We start from the raw sequence: 19,973 nt of genomic DNA, 5'->3' as shown, positions 1-19,973 counted from the left end.
TGCGCCGCGCCGTCGACAACTACATGGTCCACGTCAACAAATACGACGGCTCCCGCTACTTCATCCCCTACGCCGGCGGCTTCGACAAATACGCCCACCAAGTCAACGAAATCGTCGCCGACGACTACCGCGGCTTCGAATTCACCAAATAGCAACTACAGCAGAACCGTCTCGATCCACCTTCTTGCCGGGTTGGGCACCGATCGCCGTTGGATCCATACTGGGCATCCCTCTCCTGGCGGCGCTCCAAGTGCCTGCACGAATCCCAGATTTCACGGGATTCAGCCCTGCTCACCTTGAGTGCCCGCCCGACCAAAGGTTCCGTCTAAGGCGTGGTGCGCATCCGCTTGCGCTTCTTAGTCTCGCCGGAAACTTTTCCTAGATCTCCGGAGTGGGCAGGGCGCAGGGCGGCTTCAGATTCCTGCGGCGCAGTGCTTTTCTGAGCAAGTTATACGTGGTGGCGACCAACCCCGAGTGGGTACGTATCGGCGCCCGTGTGAGGATACCTCCCCTGCGCCTGCGCGTTCTTCACGTAGGCGGACCGGGTTGTCCGCGAACATCAATTTCTTACCGGTGCGGCCTTAGCACGGGTGGAACGGTGGCCTGACCGCGCGTAAGGGCTGCTGAATGTGTCAACGTTCCTGCTGATCCAAAATGAGTGCGGACCGCCTCCGGCATGCAGTTGCGCAAAGACTGCTGTGAGCCGCTTGCAGAAGACGGCCAGCGTGACGTCGCTGCGGCGTCCCGGGAGCCGGCCTTTCCGGGACTTGGGGCGACGTTCGCGTGAACGCCGCTCCAAGCCTGCGGCTGGGCGTACTGCAGTGCTACCGTAGCTCGGCGGGCAGTTGCGAGATAGTTTCCTTCGTGATCGTAAAGGGATTCTCCGCCGTGCCAATCACTGAATCATCCACAAAGCGAGCGCCGGCATCTCCGTCTTGCGCGGCGACGATGGACTCGAGGGATAGCTTCATCGCGTTGTAAGGGAACATCAGGGTCGAGAACTGGATGTTCCCTGCCTCTATCTGTTGAATGGAGTATTCGCCGAAGCCTTGATCCGCAATTCGAATCTTCCCGAGAAGTCCGGCATCTTTTACAGCCTGAATGACCCCCTGCGAAATGTCGGGGGTATAGACCGAGAGGATGAGATCGGTGTCCGGATGGCCCTGCAGGTAGGTCTGGGTCTCGTTGAAGGCGCCGGTCGTCGAGAAGTCGGTGTAGATGGTGTCTACGGTGTAGTTTGGGTTGTCCTTCGCGAACTTCGCGAGAGCGACCTCGACGACGCGTGTATGCGCGGCGACCGCGTGGCCAAGAACGACAACGACGTTCTGCTTGCCCGGGTTCGCCTTAGCTGCGGCGGCAAACCAGCCGTCGATATAAGCCAAGGTGTTGTTGCTACCCACCAGGTTTAATGTGCCAGGCGCCCAGACCTCCTCAACCGACTCGCCCGTCTGACCTGTGCCATAGTCGCACAGCGGCGTCGCGTTAACCGACACAAGTATATTGGCCTCGGGGAACTCTTCGGTGGTGATCTTGCAGATCACCGTTCCATCGAGTGCCTGTACGACCGCGGCGTCGTAGTCCCCCGATTCCAGTGCAGTCTGCATCTGGCTGAGCTGCCGGCTCGGATCGTAGCCCGCGTCGAACAAGGTCATGTCCAAACCGAGTCTCTTGGACGTCTCTTTCGCCGCCAACTCTTGCGCCTGCCCGTAGGCATTGGCGACACCGGGCACGAAGACGGCAACCTTAATGTCGTCGTTGGTCGTCAGGTTCACCGTCATGCCATTGCCGACATCGACCGCAACGGTGTCAGCGGAGCCCTCGGTTGCGAGGCTGCCGCTGGCGTTCCCCGCGCAACCGGCCAGAGCGAGCAGCACCGCCATTGATCCAGCAGCCAACATTCCCCGCGACGTCGTCGTTCGCATTTGCATCTCCTTGAGCTGTCGATCACGATGCAGATTTGCCCATCGGCAAACCCCTACATTGTGAATCCTACATTCGCATGTCAAGAGTTTTCGGAAGGAGCAATACTGAGACCTCTGCGCTCGGCTACCTGTCCAACAGCCACTTCGTGGCGAAGCTGGCGTCGCTTCCCTGCCGGCACCTCGTATGGCCCCTCCGCCTCCCATTCGTGCAACTGCTCCCGATCCGGGAATGCAGCCCAGACACGACAGAGCGGCTTCAGAGCACCGGGCCATCGGGCGAAGGGCCGACGACAGTTACCGGATGAGGGCCATGGTGGGATGTGGGAAGTAATTGGATGAAATCGGCAGGGCCCTTTCGGATATTCACCGAGGAAATTCAAAGCCCGTCGGAGCAGGGGCAACACCTACAGAGTCTCAGACGACGCACATCCCCGGCGTGGCCTCGGCTGCTCAACGAATTTGCATAAACCGTGCTCGCCATAGTGATTGCTTGTGCGGACCCCGTGCCAGGGCAGCAGGCTGCAGGGCGGCAATGCGCGGCCATCGCACCGGCAGAACCATAAGAGCGCCCAGATGCGTCCGGAACTCGCCGAGGCACAGGCCGACATTGGAGCTTCGTGACTGCCGTTTTGAGTTCCCTTGGAAAACAGGGACCTGAACGTGCCCCGGATCTGGCTTCTGTCATGTCCCACCGCTTCAGCGGCCGCTTGCCGGTCGCCTCACCTCTCGGCCGAGCGCTGTAATACGTGATGCCACTAGTGCCGGCGAAGTGAAGCGCCGAGGCTGCGGCAGACCGTCATCCCGCCGTTTGCACCATTTCCTCACGCGGGTAGTGGTCGAGCAGTTCCGCGCCGGCTGCAGTGATGACGACGAGATTCTCAAGACGGACACCTCCGACCCGGTGCTCCCCTTCGATTCCCTCGATAGCGATCACCATGCCTTCCTGAATCTCCTCCGGGTGCTCAAGCGACCACGCGCGGGTGATAACCGGCGGGTTGTAGTGGATAGCTCGCGACCCCGCGTTTACCAAGCCGATGCCGTGCCCGAGTTCGATGCTGAAGCATTCTGCCTCGGACGCAAAACCCAGGTCTTCCGCTGGTGCAAGTACTGCAGCCACGTCCGCTGTGCTGGCACCCGGTTTCATCAGCGACATCGCGAGATCCAAACGATCCGTGAGTCGTGTGTATGATGACCGCTCGGCTGGAGTCGGAGGGCGGCCGACGACATACTGACGGTACAGGCACGCTGTGTACCCCATGTAGGAAGTGCCGCAGGTGAGTAGGTAGGCGAGGTCACCATGCTCAACGATGCGATCTCCCCCACTGATCCCCCGCGGGAAGGACAGCGGCCCGGACAACAGCCGCGCCGCTCCGACCTCTGCGCCGGTATCTTCGATCGCGCGACGGGCCATGGTGGCAATCTGGGCCTGCTTGACTCCGGGCCTCAGTGCCGACCGTGTGGTCTCAAATCCCGCGTTGCTCAAGCTCGCCGCCATCGAAATGCAGGCGATTTCATCAGCTGTCTTGATCGTTGAGCATTCGAGCAACAAGGGGAGCCCCGGGAGTGTTTCGATTCCGGCATCCGCCAGCGCCGCCAGGCCGGCCTGATCGATCTCGCTGACTGCCAATCGCTCGCCGGTGAGCGAACGTGCGGCGAGTTCCTCGCGAATCTGGGCAGCGAACGCGGCCGACAGTTCGGCGATGGCCGAACTGGGCGCTACGCCGCCAAGCCAGGAGATGGCTGGGCGCCACTGCGAAATCCATGGTGCCTGGTCAGGCATTTGCTGAAGGGACCCCGCTGGTGAGAACACAATGGGTTCGTCCTCTGCGAAGAACAATGCGTAGCCGACTTGGAGCGAAAATTCACCCCACCAAAATCCCGTCAGATAGCGGACATTGTCCGCACCCGTGAGCAGGAGTGCGGGTATACCCTTTTCACGCATAAGTGAACGCATTCGATCAGCACGCTCACGGCGCATTCGATCCACATCAACGCCGACCTGAAGCTCTGAACGCGCAGGTCCGAAGTGCAATTTCTGGTAGTTTGCGGGCATTGCTTGCCTTTCATATGTAAGCGCCAACGGGCTGATCTCGCGGTGTCGGGGGTCGTCGTCCGCTGCGATGCGTTCGAGCCTTCAAGCGCCACGGCTATCCCAGAGACATTGGGAAACCCACCGGATCTCCTTCGATGTCGGTGCGTCGGTTTCGCTGCCGATCCTCATTAGGAATAACGCTAAGAGCATGCGGCACCGGACCGACATGGCGATAAACGCCAACTAGATAGGAAGGCGCGTCAGAGTTCGTTCTATTGTGGGTCGTACGGTGCGTGTGGCTCACCCGCATTCATCAGGCCTACGCTGCCGGAAACGACTTCCTGGCAATGGCCGGAGCACAGGGATCCGCAGCTTGACCGGTAGCACTTCTCGGGTGTGCGTTCTCAGAAGGGTATCTACTTCACATCTCCAGGCCTCACAGTTGTGTCTTGCGCGGCGGCGGCCCAGGCCGGCTCGCGCCGCTCCACGAAAGCGAGGGCACCCTCACGCGCTTCCGGCCCGCTCCGCAACGGAGCGACGATGCTCTCCTGCTCAGCGAAGCGGGTTTCGGTAGTCGCGTACCGCGACTCGCTGATGATGCGTTTGGTGGTCCTCGTTGCGGCCGGCCCGCTTAGCTGAATTTTTCCCGCGAGTTCGAGCGCTACATCGAGCGCCTTGCCCGGGTCCGTAAGCCTATTGACGAGACCAAGGTCGGCGAGACGTACCGCCGTGATCGGCTCGCCAAGCAGCGCCAACTCCATGGCGAGGTGATAGGGGATGCGATCCGGTAGGCGGAGCAGCCCGCCGCCGGCCGCGATGAGTCCCCGCTTTGCCTCGGGCAAAGCGAAGGATGCAGTAGCGCTGGCGACGATCAGGTCGCACGCGAGGGCCAGCTCGAACCCGCCCGCGTAGGCAAACCCTTCGACGGCCGCGATGACCGGCTTCACCGGGGGGCGGCGGGTGATGCCTGCAAACCCGCGTCCTTCCAAGACCGGGATATCACCTCTAGCGACCGATACGAGATCGGCCCCTGCCGAGAAGTACCCGCCAGCCCCGGTGAGGATCGCGATGCTCGAAGACTCGTCCGCGTCGAACGCGTCGAAGGCAGCTGCAAGCGCGATGGCGGTTCGTCGATCAATCGCGTTACGCTTTTGAGGACGTGCGATCGTGATGACGCGCACCCCTCCCGAGCTGATGACTTGAACGCTTTCGTCGTCCGCGTTGCTGCTTGCGTCCGCTCCGGGCCCGGCCTGTTTCATACGTTTCCTCCTTCTGGCGTCTTACTGATGGGAACCAATTCGCTCGGGCTGGCGCTTCCGAAGTCGGATTATCAAACTATGAATGCATATATCGTACTATGATCATTATTAGCTTGCACGGCTCCGTCCGGTCAACGCTGGTTCGGACCATGTCCTCCTATGAAATGAAGGGAAACGGAAATGAAACCCGCGCAACGACTCCGCGAGCTGCTCGCTGACTCCGGGATGATCATCGCTCCCGGAGCATATGACGCGCTCTCCGCGAAGCTGGTCGAGAAAGCTGGTTTCGACGTCGTGCTGATTGCCGGTGGCACCTACTCGAACTTTCACTATGGCGTTCCTGATAACGGTTTTATCTCCCAAGGGGAACTGATCGAAGCCGGCCGTCGAATCACCGCGGCGACCGATCTTCCGCTTATTCTTGACTTCGATGATGCAGGAGGATCGCCGCTACAAGCGTTCCGGGGCGTCCAGCTTGCCGAGCAAGCAGGCGTCGCCGCCCTCCTCGTCGAGGACATGGTGCCCGCAACAAAGCACTTCTGGACCCGGAGAGACGGTGGGGAACGCTGGAAGCCGCAATTGAAGCTGCGCAGTGTCGACGAAATGAGCGAAATCATCCGGGCCTGCTCAGAAGCCCGTACGTCCCCGGACACCGTGATCGTCGCGCGTTCGGATGCGAGCCGTTTTGGCTTCGAAGATCTCGCCGAGCGTATGGCTGCCTACTCTGCTGCCGGCGCCGACATGCTCTATCCGTGCGGCTACCCGCTTCTCGATCTACCGAAGCTCGCGGCAATCGTCCCCGGCCAGTATGTGATGGTGACCGTGAAGAATCCGACCCTCGAGGAGCGTCGGGAACTCGAAGAGGCCGGCGTGAAAATGTTGCTGGTGATCAACACGGTGAACGGAGCGGTGGCAGGTTTTCGCGAAAACCTGGTCCGCCTGGAACGTGGGGAACTGCTGGAGGGCGAATCGGCCGGGGGCGCTTACACTCCAATCATGGAGGCAGTTGATGCCCCAGCATGGGCTCGGCGGGCTCGACGCTTCGGATACTCCTGAGTCCTCGGCTACGGGATCCATTGGAATTGCCGCGGCACTCGGGTTGGGACGAATCAGTGCCACGCAGCGAACAGCAGGAAGCAACACAGTAGCTGTCTCCGTTCCCGTTGAGGGAATATCTCAGCACGGGAACAAAGACAAGGTTGTTACCTAGGCGCGCTTGAATCATGGGATGTCTCAAGGCCGGGGGCACTGACCCCCTTAGCGCCGACTGCATCTTGACCCCTTCGGTCCTGAATGAAGGGTGATCAACGGAGTGGCCGGAGATACGCCAATTGCATTTGGCCGGGGGTTGGGCATCAAGACCATAGTCAGGGGAACTCGGCATCGCGCGGATCACGGCGCGTGGTGCTCGTCTCTCGGATGCCCCGCCGAAGTATTTACGCGGGGCTAACACCCACTCACGGGCGGTCCCATCCTCATGGCAACGCGCACTAGTCCATATCACAGGCAGGGAACTGTGCACGCGGCAGATTGTCAGGGTCAACTGTAGATGGCTCGGTTCAGTCGGACGAGGTAGTCGGCGCTGACAGCTGTGTGGCCCGCGAACCGTTCTGTAACGGCTGCAATCGCGATGTCCCTGCGCTGTGGGAGCCGATCCTTATCGGCGGCAGCAAGTGCGTCAGGCATCTCCTGGCGCGTAAGGTCAGTGCAGTAGCTCGGCGCTCCGGGTTGCTGGCGCCACGAATCGGCGAGGGACCCGGCGTCGACGGCGTCAAACCCGGTCTCCTCTACGAGAGCCATGGCTGCCGCTTTGTCGGAATCGCGGTCCGCGGCCACAGGAATAGCGATACGAGCGGGATCGCCCGCTTCTTTTCCATTGGTCTCGAAGGACCCCGCCGTGATGGCATTCCAGGCTTTGACGATCGGGCACCCCAGCTGCTCGACGACCCAGACACTTTCGACCTGCCCGTCATCGAGTGCCTGCACCCGTCCGTCGCGTAGCGGGTAGTAGTTTGACGTATCGACGATTGTTGCATTTGCCGAAAGGTTGGCCATGAGAGGTCTAATCTTGGGTATCTGAATGAGCGGTATGGAGATGATGAGCACATCGACATCGATGACTATGCTGCTTGCCTCTACTGGTCGGGCGCCTGCGGCCACAACATCGGGTGTGATGGTCTCCGGGCCGCGCGAATTGGCGACCTTAACCGCATGGCCGGCTGTACTTAGCTTACGGGCCAGTGTGGCGCCGATCGATCCTGCTCCGAGAATGCCGATCTTCATGTCAGCCCTTGTCGTTAATAGTTACTTGGTTCTAGTCGACGGCATCTCCTCCGTCATCGAGAGAGCGCGCGCGCACGCGCGCGCTCTCGATGATTCTGCAGTTGCGCATCAATCGGTCGTGCACTGCGGGCCCCTGGTCGTCCCAGCGCGGGCATTAAAGAATCGGTGGGCGCTACGTCGCGAGGACGAGTTCGACGCCGGGACTCGGGACCTGATTGCTCGGGGCGCCATGCGGTTAGGGCTACCTGGTGTATTCGGTGGGTAGACTTTCGATCCAGTCCTTGTAGATCGGGTCTTCTGTACGCCAGGCTCCCCAGTGGGAGACGCGAGGTACGTTGACGATGTCCCAGTCCGAGTTGATCGGCCTGACGTCGATCCAGTCCCAGACGCAGGTGCGGTGCAGGATCTTCCACACGCCGTCCCGCTTTTCGCACAGATCGCGGTAGCGGCCGGCTTGGAACATCGTGACTTCGGGATCTTTGAACGGGACAACGCAGATGAACATGCTTTCGCGCTTGGCCCGATTGCCGTCGATCTCGGACAGGACATTGGTGACGTGGTGGCTACAACTGTGGATCTGATCTTCCCAGGCCATGGCGGCATCAGCCCAGCCCGGGCCGTCACCTACGTAGGCACCGTGGTCATCGAACGAATCTGGCCAGTATGTCGACAGCATGAGCTCGCGGTCGTGCCGGTCCGCGCCCCGCACATACAGCATCAGGTTGTCGTGGAGTGCCTGCTTATCGTACAACTCGGTCAGCTGTGCATCTGTCAGTGACATTTATTTGATCCTATCTATTTCGGGCCAATGAACGGCCCGGCTTTCTTGGGTGGTGGACTCTCGTCCATATTCATTTACTGGTTGGACGAGCCGTATCAGGCCTCGCCGGACCTCTTGCGTGAGCGCGTGTATGCGTCGAGCGCTACCGCGGCGATCACGATCACGCCGAGAGCGACCTCCTGCATTGACTGCGGAAATGCAAGGATGTCGAAGACGTTGTTGATAACCGCAAAGATCAGGAGCCCGACGAGCGTGCGCCACATGGCGCCTTCTCCACCGAGCAATGAAGTCCCGCCGATAATCACGATCGCGATCGAGTTAAGAGTGACGTTCACTGCCACGCCAGGCTGTCCGACACCAATCACGGACGCCAACACAATTCCTGCTAGCGCGGCGAGCATCGACGTCAGAGCGAAGGTGCTTGCCCGCAGGGCGGTCACCGGCAGTCCTGCCAGTCGGGCGGCTTCGTTGTTACCGCCGATCGCATAGATCCCGCGACCGTAGACGGTCTTGGAAAGTACGAACCATCCTGCTGCAATCAGGATCGCAAGTAACCAGACGGAGAGGGGTGCTCCGAGGAATTTTTCGTCGGCGAGAAAACCGTAGCCGCCTGCGGCCATGGGAACCGGTTTGGAGTTCGTGTACAGCAAGGTGAGGCCGCTGAACAATGAGGCGGTCGCGAGGGTCGCGATGAAGGCATTCACTTTCGCCTTCGTGATGAGGAAGCCATTGATCAGGCCGAGAGCGGCTCCGATCAACAGCGTAATGAGTATCGCGGGACCCGTGGGCATCATGTGGGACAAAGTTGCGTAGGACACTCCGCCGATAGCCAGCACTGCTGCCACCGAAAGGTCAAAACCGCCGGCGATCATAATGAACGTCATCCCCACGGCGATAATGCCGACGGGAGCGTTCTGGCTCAGCAGGTTGACCAGGTTGCCCGGGTTTAGGAAGCGGGGGTTGAGAATGATTGCCGCAATGACGAGAAGGATGAGCACCCAAACCATTCCGAGGCTCGAGGCTCTCTCCCGCAGATTGAGCCCATTCTTTGTCGTCATATTCAGACCGCCGGACAGTTTGAACCCGCCCTTGGCGGTGTCAGTCGGGGGTTTGTTAGTCGTGGTGCTCATGCGTTTTCCTTTAATCCAAATGCGGCTTGCAGTACGTCTTCCATTGCGATCGGGTGGTCGCTAGTTCGCTCCATCAAACCCATGCTTTGGCCCTTAGCGACGACGAGCACCCGGTCGGATACCGCGAGCACTTCCTCGAGCTCGGATGAGACCACGATCACGCCGACCCCATCCGCAGCCATCGCCCGTAGAGCCTCAAGGAGTTCCCCCTTCGCGCCGACGTCTATACCGCGTGTCGGCTCGTCGGCGAGGAGCACTCGCGGGCGATCGTACAGCCACCGTGCCATCAGCAACTTCTGCTGATTGCCGCCAGAAAACCTGTCGCTGCGTTCGCCGAGTCGGGCCACCGGGAAGTTCAGACTGGCTGCTGCCTCGCCGACCATTGCACGGAGCTTCTTTCGTGCGATCACCCCACCTGATGAGACGCCGCCAAGATTCGACAGCGCAACGTTATCCGCTGCGTTGCGAGTCATCACCAGCCCCTCGCCCTTACGATCTTCGGGAATCAACCCGATACCCAGTTTTCGTGCGGCGCGGACCGTTCGCGGCCAAGCCGACTCGGCTCCGGACAGGCGGATGACGCCTCGTGCAGTGGGTTCTGCACCGGCAATCGCCCTCAACAACGTCGAGCGGCCGGAACCTACAAGACCAGCGATGCCCAGTATCTCCCCCGGCTTCACCTCCAGGTCGATGTTCTCGATGACCCCGGGAACTGTTAGGCCGACCACTTCAAGGACCGGCGCGAGGCCCGGTTTATGGAGGCTCTCGTGTGTATCGACCGGCTTCCCCATCAGCTCGCGGCCCAGGGTCTGGTCGGCTCGCTGCTCACCGAGCATCGCGCGCACCAGTTCGGCGCGCGACTTCTCCCCCCGACTGCTCGTGTTAACGGCTCGGCCATTCCGAAAAACCGTTATCCGGTCGGCGAGCCGTTCGATTTCGTCAAAATTGTGGCTCACGATCCCGATAGTGACGCCGCGCTTGCGTAGCCCTTCGATCGCGCTATAGAGCGCCTCCCGCTCCTCGACGGCAAGCGACGCGCTCGGTTCGTCGAAGAGGATCACGCGAGGGTCGGTCACGAGGGAGCGCATGATCTCGAGCAACTGCTGCTCTGCTACAGAGAAGGTGCCCACAGGCACCCCGGCAGGAAGGGCCTTGACCTCCAACTCGTCGCACAACTCGACGTATCTACGACGCATCTCGTTGTCGGAGAGGACTCCGAACCGGGACAGGACGGATCCAAGAAAAACATTCGCCGCTGCATCCAGATGCGGGACGATCGTGAGTTCCTGATAGATGGCCGACACGCCGCTGCGACGCGCGGCCCGAAGATTCCCCGGTTCAAGCGGTTGGCCGAAGACTTCGACGCCCCCCTCGTCGAAGTCGACGCGACCAGCGATAGTGCCCATCGCTGTGGACTTGCCGGCTCCGTTCTCACCGATAAGTGCGTGCACTGTTCCTTCGTGGATCTCCACGTCGACATCGATCAAGGCGCGCGTGGCGCCGTAGGTCTTGGATACCGCTTTAAGTGCGACGGCGATAGTGGGGTCCGATTGCGAACGCTCCATTGCCAGTACTTCCTTCTATCTTTGCCGGGGCGACGTTCGAGTGAACGTCGCCCCGGCCCTTTAGTCTTGGTGGACTGCGGCGTCAGCGTAGTTCGGAGGGCAGTTCGGAGATCGTTTCTTTCGTGACCGCGAAGGGTTTCTCGGCAGTGCCAATGAGCGAATCATCTACGTAACGAGGGCCCGGGTCCCCGCTCTGCGCGGCGGCAATGGACTCCAGGTTTAGCTTCATCCCGTGGTAAGGGAAGAGCAGCGTCGAGAGTTGGACATTCCCGGCCTCTATCTGTTCCATTTGGTAGTCGCCAAGACCCTGGTCCACGATGTTGATCTTGCCGTCCAGGTCAGCCTCGTTCACAGCTTGGACGACGCCCTGTGTGATGTCAGGCGAGGACGCAGACATGATCAGGGTGGTGTCCGGATGCCCTTGCAGGTAGGTCTGAGTCTGGTTGTACGCGTCAGGCGTCGTCCAGTCGGTGTAGAGCGGTTCAAACGTATAGTCGGGGTTGTCCTGCTCGAACTGTTTCATTGCGGCTTCTAAAACGCGCGTTTGCGTGTTGGTCGCCGGGCCAAGAACAGCGAGGACCTTCTGCTTGCCTGGGTTTGCCTCTGCTGCCGCGGCGATCCAGCCGTTGGCGTACTCGCGGGTGTTGTTGCTACCCACGTAGTTCAGAGTGCCCGGCGACCAGACCTTGTCAGTCGACATACCTTCCGAATCGGTGCCGTCCTGGCACAGATTCGCAGATGAAACTGACACAAGGATGTTTGCCTTAGGGAAATCCTCGGTGAGGAGTTTGCATGACATCACGCCGTCGAGGGCCATTACTACCGCGGCGTCGAAGTTTCCGGAGGTCATTGCAGTCTGCATTTGGTTGAGCTGGTTGTTCGGGTCATAGCCCGCGTCGAACAAGGTCATGTCCATGTCCAGCGCCGCGGCAGCTTCCTTCGCCCCGCGTTCCTGCTCCAGGCCGAATTCATTGGCCACGCCCGGGATAAAAACGGCCACCTTGAGGCCGGGCTTGGTGGATAGATTGACTGCAATGTCATTGCCGACATCGACTGCGACGGTGTCAGAGGAGCCCTCACTTGCCGGGTTACCGCTGGCGTTGCCCGCGCAGCCAACCAGGGCCAGCAGCGCCGCCATCGATCCAGCAGCCAGCGTGACTCGCGACTTCATGGTTCGCATTTTTCTCCTTGATTCCTTTATGCCGGCGCCTTTACCGACCGGGATGCATGTGATGTGTCGCGAAGCTTCTCTGTTCGCGGCCTTGGAGCTATGCCGACGGTACTTTGACGACGCGCTCGAGGTCAATAGAAAAGTTTCATATTTTGCGTGAAGTTATCGTAGAGTGACGATTATTGCGGTCACCCTAAGCGCTACGATGGGCAGGCGGTGCCTGGAGGAGCATCGCGCAACCCCCTTAGCAGCCCTGCCGAAAGTGTGAGGCCGCCGCCGCGGCAATGCAGGCTCGCCACACCGACGAGGGGCAACGAGGGCGCCACGAGACAAGACACATCACATTACGAATGCAAGGTGGATCGTGCTGTACCTAGTGGACATTCAGGTCAACAAGCCGGCGTCAATTGCTCCCGAGGACTGGGAGACACTAGTCCAAGCCGAGAGCGACTATGGCATGGAGGTTAGGCGGAAAGGCAAGCAGCTTCATATCTGGCGCAAGGCGGGAGCTTACGCAGCGGTGGCAGTCTGGGATGTGGCGGATAACGATGAACTCCACGAGATCCTAAGCCACCTCCCACTCTTCCCTTTCCTCGAGATCACCACTACCCCGCTCGTCGAGCATCCGACATCTAGACGTTGGGCGAGAATCCAGGCCGGGGACGAATAAGCGGTCGAACTTCTCCTGCTGCACGAAAACGAGACGAAGCAGCATCAGGACGGGGTGTTGACTGACGCACCGAGCATCAAGAGGGCGTTGACCGACGAACCGAGAGATGGTTACATTAAAATGATGAATACAAGTTTCACCATGTGGCCATGCGGGCGGGAAGCACGATCAACAACAGCCAGAGAAAGCAGTGGCTAAGGCCTCGCCTACCTTTGGGCTACGAAGGTTCACGAGGAGGAGATCAAGATCGATCCGGAACAAGCCTTAGACCAGATAACCCCTCTGACAAGCGGGCCGCTTGCGCCACTCTTTACACCGCTCGAGATAAAGTCGCTCCGTCTCCGCAACCGGTTCGCCCTTGCACCCATGACGCGCGAAATGTCTCCCGGCGGCATGCCGACGCCTGAAAATGCGGAGCATTACCGCGCCCGCGCAGAAGGCGGCGTAGCACTGTTGATCACCGAAGGCACATACATCGGCGGCGAGGCCTCCGGGCACAAGAGGACCGTACCGCATTTCACCAAGCACACCTCGGATGGCTGGCGCCAAGTAGTTGCAGCCGCACGCTCGGAGGGCGCCGCTATCATCCCACAGCTGTGGCATGTCGGGGCGCTGCGCGGCCCGGCATCCCCCCTGAACCCTGGCGTTCCTCCGCAGTCGCCGTCGGGAATTGACCTGGATGGAAAACCGCTCGGCGACCCGATGACCACTCTCGAGATCGAGGAAGTCATCGCAAACTTTGCCGACGCTGCTGCTCTTGCCCAACAGATCGGCTTCGACGGAATCGAGCTCCACGGGGCCCACGGCTACCTCCTCGACGAGTTCATTTGGGAACGGACAAACAGGCGTACGGGCCGGTTTGGCGACCGCGTTGCAATGCCCCTTGAGGTCGTGAAGGCGGTACGCTCCGCCGTCGGGGAGGATTTCGCGATCGTGTTCCGCTTCTCCCAGTGGAAGGCAGACCGCTACACCGAGCAAATCGCCACAACTCCGTCGGAGCTCGAGAAGATCCTGCTGCCACTCGCCGAAGCCGGAGTCGATGTTTTCCATGCCTCCACTCGTCGACACTGGTTACCTGAGTTTCCCCGGGAAGACCAGACCCTCAGCCTCGCGGGGTGGGCAAAACGCCTCACCGGTAAGGCGGTCATCACCGTTGGCTCCGTCGGTGTCAACACGGAGTTCCGAGGTGCAGGCGCAGCAGCGGAGAAGGTTCCTGTCGTCATTGGTGAGTCACTCGAGGAACGCCTCGAGTATCTCGCGGAGCAGTTTGAGGCGGCCGAGTACGATGTCGTCGCCCTAGGTAGAGCTTTGATAGCGGATCCTCTGTGGGTCCAGAAGATGAGGACCGGTGATGTGGACCAGATTGTCCCGTTCGACCGGAAGCAGCACCATCTCAGCGGGGCCTGATGATAGTTATTTGTGGGCTTGAACGAGGCACCCTGGTGATTAGTGAAAATGGACCACAAAGCCAAACTGCAGGGACCACAGATTGCCGTATCCGAAGGAGTCTTAGCGATGACGTCTCAGGCCTCTAACCCGCCAACGACGGAAGTCGGAGCGCCCCCACCGTTCGATCCCGAGCTCGCCGCCGCGCTTACGGTAATCAATCAGGCCTTCCCCCCGGATGCTTACCGCTCAGAAAACATAGCAGAAGTGCGGGTGCGCGCCGCGGCGGGCGGCGTACAACTCACAGATCAAGCCCTCTCTTTTGGCGGGGCTTTCCATGTGGAGGAGCGGAACGTACCGGGCCCAGAGGGTGCCCCAGACATCTCGCTGCTGATCTGCAGACCGACCGGAGCGGTCGCTCCGACGGGGGCGGTCTACTGGGTGCACGGCGGCGGAATGATCCTCGGGGACAACCGGCGGGGTATCCCCGCGATGCTGGACATTGCGCGAGAGCTGCAACTGGCGGTTGTGTCCGTCGAGTACCGGCTGGCGCCTGAAACCCCGTACCCCGGTCCCCTGGAAGATTGCTATGCGGGTCTGGCGTGGGTATCGGAAAACGCCCCAGGGCTGAACGTTGACCCTGAACGCATTGTTATCGCCGGTGTCAGCGCAGGGGCGGGGCTGGCTGCGGGTACTACGCTTATGGCACGGGACCGTGGTGGGCCAAGGCTGTTCGGCCAGTTTCTAAAATGTCCAATGCTGGATGATCGCAACGACAGCCCATCCGCACGCCAAATGGCCGGCGTGGGAGTCTGGGACCGGACTTCGAACGAAACTGGCTGGACAGCGCTGCTTGGGGAGACTCGAGGAGGCGACCTCGTGTCACCCTACGCGGCGCCTGCCCGATCTTCTGACCTATCCGGTCTTCCACCAACTTTCATCGACGTGGGATCGGCGGAGACGTTCCGCGACGAAGACGTGGCCTTCGCGAGTGCGATCTGGCGAGCGGGGGGAGTAGCCGAACTCCACGTATGGCCTGGCGGCTTCCATGGCTTCGATCAGTTGGCTCCCGACGCCGCTATATCGAAAGCCGCTCGTGCCGCGCAGGCCGACTGGTTTCGAAGGCTTTTCCAGGTCTAAGTGGCCTCTCCCCCGGTTCACTTTGCCGCCTCTTGGGGTGGCAGAGCGAGGCCGCGCTACGTTCGGACCGCGTGCTGAGCCTGCTGCTGCGCGGCGACTGCCCGACTGCGGCTGCGGCTGGCGGCGGGCGGCGGGCGGCGGCTGGGCGGCGGGCGGCTGCAAGATGCACTGTACCCAGTGCATGCCCTGCTGCGGGCCCCCGCGCTGCCGCACAGGAAAAAGACCAAAACGACTACAGGCAACGCCAGCCCATGGTCAATCGCTATTCCGCCCGGCTCACGCAAGGGAACAACGGGCGGATGCGCTACTTCGGAGCGGTAAAAAGCGAAGCGTGGTTCCAGCCGCGTGCCGGTGCAGTAGAGCTAAAACGCCTCCTGGCGCTATGGACTCACCGTCCGTAACGAGGCCTGGCCCTCGGTGACTCGCCAGGTCATCCGGTGCCGGCAGGAGCCCTACCGGCGGCGTGTGCGGCTAAACGCCAGCCGAGACGGTCACATCTGCCCGCTCCTTCGCACGCGGCAACGCCGAAGGGCTGACTCGGACATTGCTGTGCCCGAGCCAGCCCCTTCAAATTAGACCGTTGTTCAGCATCCTCTCGGATTTAGATGCGCCAGCCACAGCGTAGCGGCATCATCCGGCCATTCGACCTTACGATGACATCCCAACTCGAGACCAGCTCGCGGCGAGCTCCGGCCCGGTGAGCGGGGTCGGGTTCCAGCCTCCTTCTGCCATGGCGGCCAAGCCTTCCATCATCATCCCGTGGCTGACAGCGTCATTCATGGCCTTCTTGAGCTCGTTCACCATCAGCATGCGGGTTGCCCGCAGCGCCAGCTTAGGCTTCGCGGCAAGCATCCGGGCGAGCTCATAGGCTCGAGAGACCACCTGGTCCTTAGGTACCACCTCATTTACTGCACCCCATTCGTACGCCTGCTGGGCACCGATTTCCTGGCCGGTCAAATGGAAGTACCTGCCGCGGTTCAACCCGATGACCAGCGGCCAGATAAGCTGCATTCCGTCGCCGGGCACGTTTCCCTGGGCCAAGTGCGCGTGATCGCCAAATACGGCGTCTTCGGATGCGATGACGATGTCACACAGCAGCGCCTGCTCGTTGTGCATCCTCGCGGGGCCATTGACAGCGGCGATCATCGGAACCTCGACGGCGAGGTGGTCGAGCACCAGATGCTTGGCCTCCTTATGCAAATGGAACCAGATATCGGAAGTGACCCAGTGATGGTCATCGATATGAATCTCCTTATCGATGAAGGTATCGCCCGACCCGGTCAGGATGATCACCCTGTTTTCCGGGTCGTTACCGACGTTGTGCCACACGTCGGCGACGTTATCGTGAACCGGCAAACCCCATTCGACGTCGCTCCCATTCGTGTGAAGCTGGACGAGCAGAATGCCATCAGCATCGCGCTCCAGCTTGATGTGATCATATTTGTCTTTGTAGTCTTCGAACTTTGTCACGGCCATTGTGAATCTCCTTGTTCGTGGTGAAACGGGTAGTCAGCTGTGGCTAAGGGACGAGTGTGACTCTCGTCATATGAACCCTATACTCGCATGTCGCAAGTTACAACACTTTTTCCTACTCGCTTTAGCTGTCGGCAACGCTTAGAGTTTTGGGACGTCATAGTGCCAGCAGCCCGATTCGCGTCGAACACCGTTCACCGGTCGCAGCACCCGCCGTCGCCCGGTTCCCGCCGATGGGCATGCCCCAATAGCCGGTCATAGAGTAGCCCGAGCAGCATGCCCTCTGGCTTGATTAATGCTGTAGTCGCCAACGGCGCGGCCGGCGTAGACGAGCAACGCGTGATCCGCGGCCTGCTGATCACTGGTGGTTAGGCGGGCGAGCACATGACCGTCGGGGCGCACCAGGATCGCTTCGTCTCCGGCCACTTGGTAGGCGGCAGCCCACGCCGCGTCAGCGGTGACGAAGTCTCCTGTCGGCCCGAACGAGACCCAGCGGCACGGTATTCCGTTGGACTTCGCGCATTCGACCGCCTTTTTCGCGGGCTCCGAACCGGCACGAGCGAGTATGACGAGACAATCCCCGAAGAGATCGAGCGTCGACGTCGTCTCCGCGGTGTCGAGCCAGACGTGCGGTGCGCGTTCGCCAACTGCGGCCGTCGGAACGAAAGTTCCTACCGGCCAGCTTGACTCCGGAGTTGCGGCTCCGGCGACCGCCCCCTGGTCATAGCGGAATCCGATGTCCAGCCCTGGGTGCTCGAAGTTCTCCGGCCGGAATGAGCGTGGGGCGTCGTCGTCGTTTCCAATGATCGACCGAAAATTACGAACCGCTTCGACGACATTGAACTTGGCAACCGGTTGCCGCTCAAGGTCATAGGTGGCCAGGAGGTCGTGATCCGCCCAGCCCTCGAGGACGGCCGCCAACTTCCACGCGAGGTTGTGAACGTCTTGGATGCCGGTGTTTTGATTGAAGCCGCCGTACGGAGGCATCACATGCACAGCGTCTCCCGCAAGCAGGATGCGCCCGGACCGGTAGCGATCCGCGACCCAAGCCCCCACCGTCCAGGTCCTGGCGTCGATCAACTCGATCTCCTCCTCGGGATCGCCGATCGCCTCGTGCAACTGGGCCTTCCAATCGATGTCCTCGAAGGGCATCTCGTCCATGATGAGCGGGCGTCCAAGCATCGCCACCCTGTCAGCGGTGTCGACCGGGGCGATCACGGCGGTCCCGACTGTCTCCGGATTATCCAGATAGATGAAGCCCGATGGGTCGGACGTACGGCGTCGGATGACCGGTGAGCGGAACAGCACACTCACCGCCGTCTGCAGGTTCAGGTCACCCGTGACCCCGATCCCCAAGGCAGTGCGCACTCGGCTGGCTGCGCCGTCGGCGGCGATGACATATTTCGCGGAGACCTCCACGTCGCCATCGTCGGAAGTAATCGACACCGTGACCTCGCTCCCGGTGTCCTTCACTCCCGACACCGTCTTGCCAAGCTGCATCGTGACAGTCTCTTCAGCCTTTACGGCGTCCACCAGAATGGGTTCGAGCACGTCCTGTGAGCACAGAACCATGTTGAGGGTCTCTGGACCTAAGCGGGTGTCCGCCGGCGCGTCCACGCTCTCAACGCTCGGGACGACCGAACGCCACGGTGAAACGGCATCCCGGCCGAGGAAGCGCTGCGGTGCACCAGGAAGTGCCGCGGCCCGCACCTCGTCCGCAAGACCGAGGCCGCGAAACACCTCCATAGTGCGGCCGTTGACGGCTCGCGACCGGGGGTGGCGTGATCGTTCGGTCCGACGCTCAATCACCAGCGTGTCGATGCCGAACCGGCCCAGGAGGATCGCGGCCGTCAGGCCGACCGGACCGGCTCCTATAATTACGACGTCGGCGCTGTGCTTCACGGGAACGGTTGTCTCGTTCACTTACGCACTCCCGCAAATTCAACTAGTTCGGGCTCGATAAAACGTGTGTCCGTGTACGTCAGCTGGCCGTACGGCTGCATCTTCGCACGCAGCACATCATCGAACGCCGCGCTGACGTCGAGCGGCGTCCAGGATTCGCGGGTGAGGGGGGAATCGACGACGGTCGGGTGGGACATCAGCATCAGTTCACGCCCGTTTGCCAAGCGGACAACCTGGCCGTTCACGCCTTCGCTCAGGTCGGACAGCAGGTAGAGGACGACGGGGGCGTTGGACGACGGCGGCGGTGCAACCGGATTGCCGCCAAAGTACTTCGTGTAGGCCGCGGTGCCCGTCGCCATCATGGGTGTGTCGGCGTGGGGTGCCATGGCGTTGACTCGAATGGCCCCGCCTTGGGCGCCGAACTCATTGGCCCAGGCGAAGGTCAGGGAGGCGACTGCGCCCTTGGCCGCGGCGTACGCGCTCATCATCCGGAGCCCAACTTGCGCGGCTGACGTCACGTTGACGATGGACCCCCGCCCCTCCATCGCTGGAAGCGCATGAACCGACATGAAGTAGGTGCCGTAAACGCTGATGTCTATATGGCGGCGAATATGGGTCTCCGTCTCTTCGCCGGCAGTGACAGGATCCAGGTAGCCAGCATTGTTGACCAAGCCGTCCAGCTTCCCGAACCGGCCCACCGCGGCCGCGACGAGTTGCTCGCAACTGTCCCAATCCGTGACATCAGCCACGACGGCCAGAGCTTCGCCGCCCTCCCTGTTGATTGACTCAGCCACCGCCTCTACGCTTTCGGCGTTGATATCGGAGATCACTACCCGGGCGCCCTCCGTAACTGCAGCGCGGGCATACGCCTCTCCGAGGCCCCGGCCTGCACCGGTAATGAGGATGTGCTTTCCATCGAGGATTCGAGCCGTCGTCATTGATTCCGCTCCTTTATAGTCATTGGTTTCAAGTGGACACAAACGCGTATCGTGATAGTAACAGTCATCACACGCTAATTATTTGCTTTGATGTGGTTTGCGGGAAGGCAAACCAGCCGTGGCGATTAATCGCGTCACTGTGGTGAGCGAACGCGGGCTGTTTTTGCTGCTATTTGGTGAATTCGAAGCCGCGGTAGTCGTCGGCGACGATTTCGTTGACTTGTTGGGCGTATTTGTCGAAGCCGCCGGCGTAGGGGATGAAGTAGCGGGAGCCGTCGTATTTGTTGACGTGGACCATGTAGTTGTCGACGGCGCGGCGCA

15 protein-coding genes are annotated in these 19,973 nt (G+C 60.9%); 4 read left to right on the top strand and 11 right to left on the bottom strand.

The genetic code is table 11. The features are described from left to right. Positions 1 to 824: 824 nt before the first annotated feature. The 3 genes from AC5RUK_RS17280 to AC5RUK_RS17270 all read right to left on the bottom strand — a co-directional run bounded on the left by AC5RUK_RS17280 (position 825) and on the right by AC5RUK_RS17270 (position 5,213). The gene (locus tag AC5RUK_RS17280) at positions 825 to 1,922 is read right to left on the bottom strand and encodes a sugar ABC transporter substrate-binding protein (protein WP_494152967.1); all 1,098 of its coding nucleotides are present in this window, start codon (positions 1,920 to 1,922) and stop codon (positions 825 to 827) included. A 796-nt stretch (positions 1,923 to 2,718) separates the two neighbouring features. Further along, positions 2,719 to 3,975, bottom strand: a complete 1,257-nt coding sequence (locus tag AC5RUK_RS17275; protein WP_494152966.1) for a M24 family metallopeptidase — start codon at positions 3,973 to 3,975, stop codon at positions 2,719 to 2,721. A gap of 395 nt (positions 3,976 to 4,370) precedes the next feature. Beyond that, entirely contained in the window at positions 4,371 to 5,213 is an 843-nt protein-coding gene (locus tag AC5RUK_RS17270; RefSeq protein WP_493957981.1) for a crotonase/enoyl-CoA hydratase family protein, read from the bottom strand. 180 nt (positions 5,214 to 5,393) lie between these two features. On the opposite strand from AC5RUK_RS17270, the gene AC5RUK_RS17265 reads away from it, so the two are divergent. Beyond that, the gene (locus tag AC5RUK_RS17265; RefSeq protein WP_494152965.1) at positions 5,394 to 6,269 is read left to right on the top strand and encodes an isocitrate lyase/PEP mutase family protein; all 876 of its coding nucleotides are present in this window, start codon (positions 5,394 to 5,396) and stop codon (positions 6,267 to 6,269) included. Between the two features lie 483 nt (positions 6,270 to 6,752). On the opposite strand, the gene AC5RUK_RS17260 is transcribed toward AC5RUK_RS17265, so the two are convergent. The 5 genes from AC5RUK_RS17260 to AC5RUK_RS17240 all read right to left on the bottom strand — a co-directional run bounded on the left by AC5RUK_RS17260 (position 6,753) and on the right by AC5RUK_RS17240 (position 12,152). Then, positions 6,753 to 7,496: an NADPH-dependent F420 reductase gene (locus AC5RUK_RS17260; RefSeq protein ID WP_494152964.1), complete on the bottom strand. Its 744-nt coding sequence runs from the start codon at positions 7,494 to 7,496 to the stop codon at positions 6,753 to 6,755. Between the two features lie 241 nt (positions 7,497 to 7,737). Then, on the bottom strand, positions 7,738 to 8,277 hold the full coding sequence (locus AC5RUK_RS17255) for a nuclear transport factor 2 family protein (RefSeq protein ID WP_494152963.1): 540 nt from the start codon (positions 8,275 to 8,277) through the stop codon (positions 7,738 to 7,740). 95 nt (positions 8,278 to 8,372) lie between these two features. Beyond that, positions 8,373 to 9,407, bottom strand: a complete 1,035-nt coding sequence (locus tag AC5RUK_RS17250; RefSeq protein ID WP_494152962.1) for an ABC transporter permease — start codon at positions 9,405 to 9,407, stop codon at positions 8,373 to 8,375. Next, positions 9,404 to 10,972: a sugar ABC transporter ATP-binding protein gene (locus tag AC5RUK_RS17245; protein ID WP_494152961.1), complete on the bottom strand. Its 1,569-nt coding sequence runs from the start codon at positions 10,970 to 10,972 to the stop codon at positions 9,404 to 9,406. Before AC5RUK_RS17245 ends, AC5RUK_RS17250 begins: the two co-directional genes overlap by 4 nt. Before the next feature lie 82 nt (positions 10,973 to 11,054). Further along, positions 11,055 to 12,152 carry a sugar ABC transporter substrate-binding protein gene (locus AC5RUK_RS17240; RefSeq protein ID WP_494152960.1) on the bottom strand — a complete coding sequence of 366 codons (1,098 nt, stop codon included), beginning with the start codon at positions 12,150 to 12,152 and terminating at the stop codon, positions 11,055 to 11,057. Positions 12,153 to 12,507: 355 nt separating this feature from the next. On the opposite strand from AC5RUK_RS17240, the gene AC5RUK_RS17235 reads away from it, so the two are divergent. The 3 genes from AC5RUK_RS17235 to AC5RUK_RS17225 all read left to right on the top strand — a co-directional run bounded on the left by AC5RUK_RS17235 (position 12,508) and on the right by AC5RUK_RS17225 (position 15,339). Next, positions 12,508 to 12,813 carry a muconolactone Delta-isomerase gene (locus AC5RUK_RS17235; RefSeq protein ID WP_494152959.1) on the top strand — a complete coding sequence of 102 codons (306 nt, stop codon included), beginning with the start codon at positions 12,508 to 12,510 and terminating at the stop codon, positions 12,811 to 12,813. Between the two features lie 240 nt (positions 12,814 to 13,053). After that, complete coding sequence (locus AC5RUK_RS17230) at positions 13,054 to 14,220, top strand: oxidoreductase (protein ID WP_494152968.1); 1,167 nt, start codon at positions 13,054 to 13,056, stop codon at positions 14,218 to 14,220. A gap of 108 nt (positions 14,221 to 14,328) precedes the next feature. Beyond that, the gene (locus tag AC5RUK_RS17225; protein WP_494152958.1) at positions 14,329 to 15,339 is read left to right on the top strand and encodes an alpha/beta hydrolase; all 1,011 of its coding nucleotides are present in this window, start codon (positions 14,329 to 14,331) and stop codon (positions 15,337 to 15,339) included. Between the two features lie 648 nt (positions 15,340 to 15,987). On the opposite strand, the gene AC5RUK_RS17220 is transcribed toward AC5RUK_RS17225, so the two are convergent. From AC5RUK_RS17220 to AC5RUK_RS17210, 3 genes are all read right to left on the bottom strand, one after another. Continuing rightward, positions 15,988 to 16,815, bottom strand: a complete 828-nt coding sequence (locus AC5RUK_RS17220) for an enoyl-CoA hydratase/isomerase family protein (protein WP_494152957.1) — start codon at positions 16,813 to 16,815, stop codon at positions 15,988 to 15,990. 252 nt (positions 16,816 to 17,067) lie between these two features. Further along, positions 17,068 to 18,735: an FAD-dependent monooxygenase gene (locus AC5RUK_RS17215; RefSeq protein ID WP_494152956.1), complete on the bottom strand. Its 1,668-nt coding sequence runs from the start codon at positions 18,733 to 18,735 to the stop codon at positions 17,068 to 17,070. Beyond that, complete coding sequence (locus AC5RUK_RS17210; protein WP_494152955.1) at positions 18,732 to 19,652, bottom strand: SDR family NAD(P)-dependent oxidoreductase; 921 nt, start codon at positions 19,650 to 19,652, stop codon at positions 18,732 to 18,734. The genes AC5RUK_RS17215 and AC5RUK_RS17210 overlap by 4 nt, the downstream gene beginning before the upstream one ends. Positions 19,653 to 19,973: the final 321 nt, after the last annotated feature.

The sequence above is a fragment of the Arthrobacter sp. Y3223065 genome (assembly GCF_059090885.1).
The sequence above is the reverse complement of the archived record's forward strand: the minus strand, read 5'-3'. Positions and strand labels throughout refer to the sequence as shown.

Bases quoted from the DNA above. Each gene is read 5' to 3' on its own strand.
- AC5RUK_RS17280 (WP_494152967.1), bottom strand. From the start codon at position 1,922: ATGCGAACGACGACGTCGCGGGGAATGTTGGCTGCTGGATCAATGGCG.
- AC5RUK_RS17275 (WP_494152966.1), bottom strand. From the start codon at position 3,975: ATGCCCGCAAACTACCAGAAATTGCACTTCGGACCTGCGCGTTCAGAG.
- AC5RUK_RS17270 (WP_493957981.1), bottom strand. From the start codon at position 5,213: ATGAAACAGGCCGGGCCCGGAGCGGACGCAAGCAGCAACGCGGACGAC.
- AC5RUK_RS17265 (WP_494152965.1), top strand. From the start codon at position 5,394: ATGAAACCCGCGCAACGACTCCGCGAGCTGCTCGCTGACTCCGGGATG.
- AC5RUK_RS17260 (WP_494152964.1), bottom strand. From the start codon at position 7,496: ATGAAGATCGGCATTCTCGGAGCAGGATCGATCGGCGCCACACTGGCC.
- AC5RUK_RS17255 (WP_494152963.1), bottom strand. From the start codon at position 8,277: ATGTCACTGACAGATGCACAGCTGACCGAGTTGTACGATAAGCAGGCA.
- AC5RUK_RS17250 (WP_494152962.1), bottom strand. From the start codon at position 9,407: ATGAGCACCACGACTAACAAACCCCCGACTGACACCGCCAAGGGCGGG.
- AC5RUK_RS17245 (WP_494152961.1), bottom strand. From the start codon at position 10,972: ATGGAGCGTTCGCAATCGGACCCCACTATCGCCGTCGCACTTAAAGCG.
- AC5RUK_RS17240 (WP_494152960.1), bottom strand. From the start codon at position 12,152: ATGCGAACCATGAAGTCGCGAGTCACGCTGGCTGCTGGATCGATGGCG.
- AC5RUK_RS17225 (WP_494152958.1), top strand. From the start codon at position 14,329: ATGACGTCTCAGGCCTCTAACCCGCCAACGACGGAAGTCGGAGCGCCC.
- AC5RUK_RS17220 (WP_494152957.1), bottom strand. From the start codon at position 16,815: ATGGCCGTGACAAAGTTCGAAGACTACAAAGACAAATATGATCACATC.
- AC5RUK_RS17210 (WP_494152955.1), bottom strand. From the start codon at position 19,652: ATGACGACGGCTCGAATCCTCGATGGAAAGCACATCCTCATTACCGGT.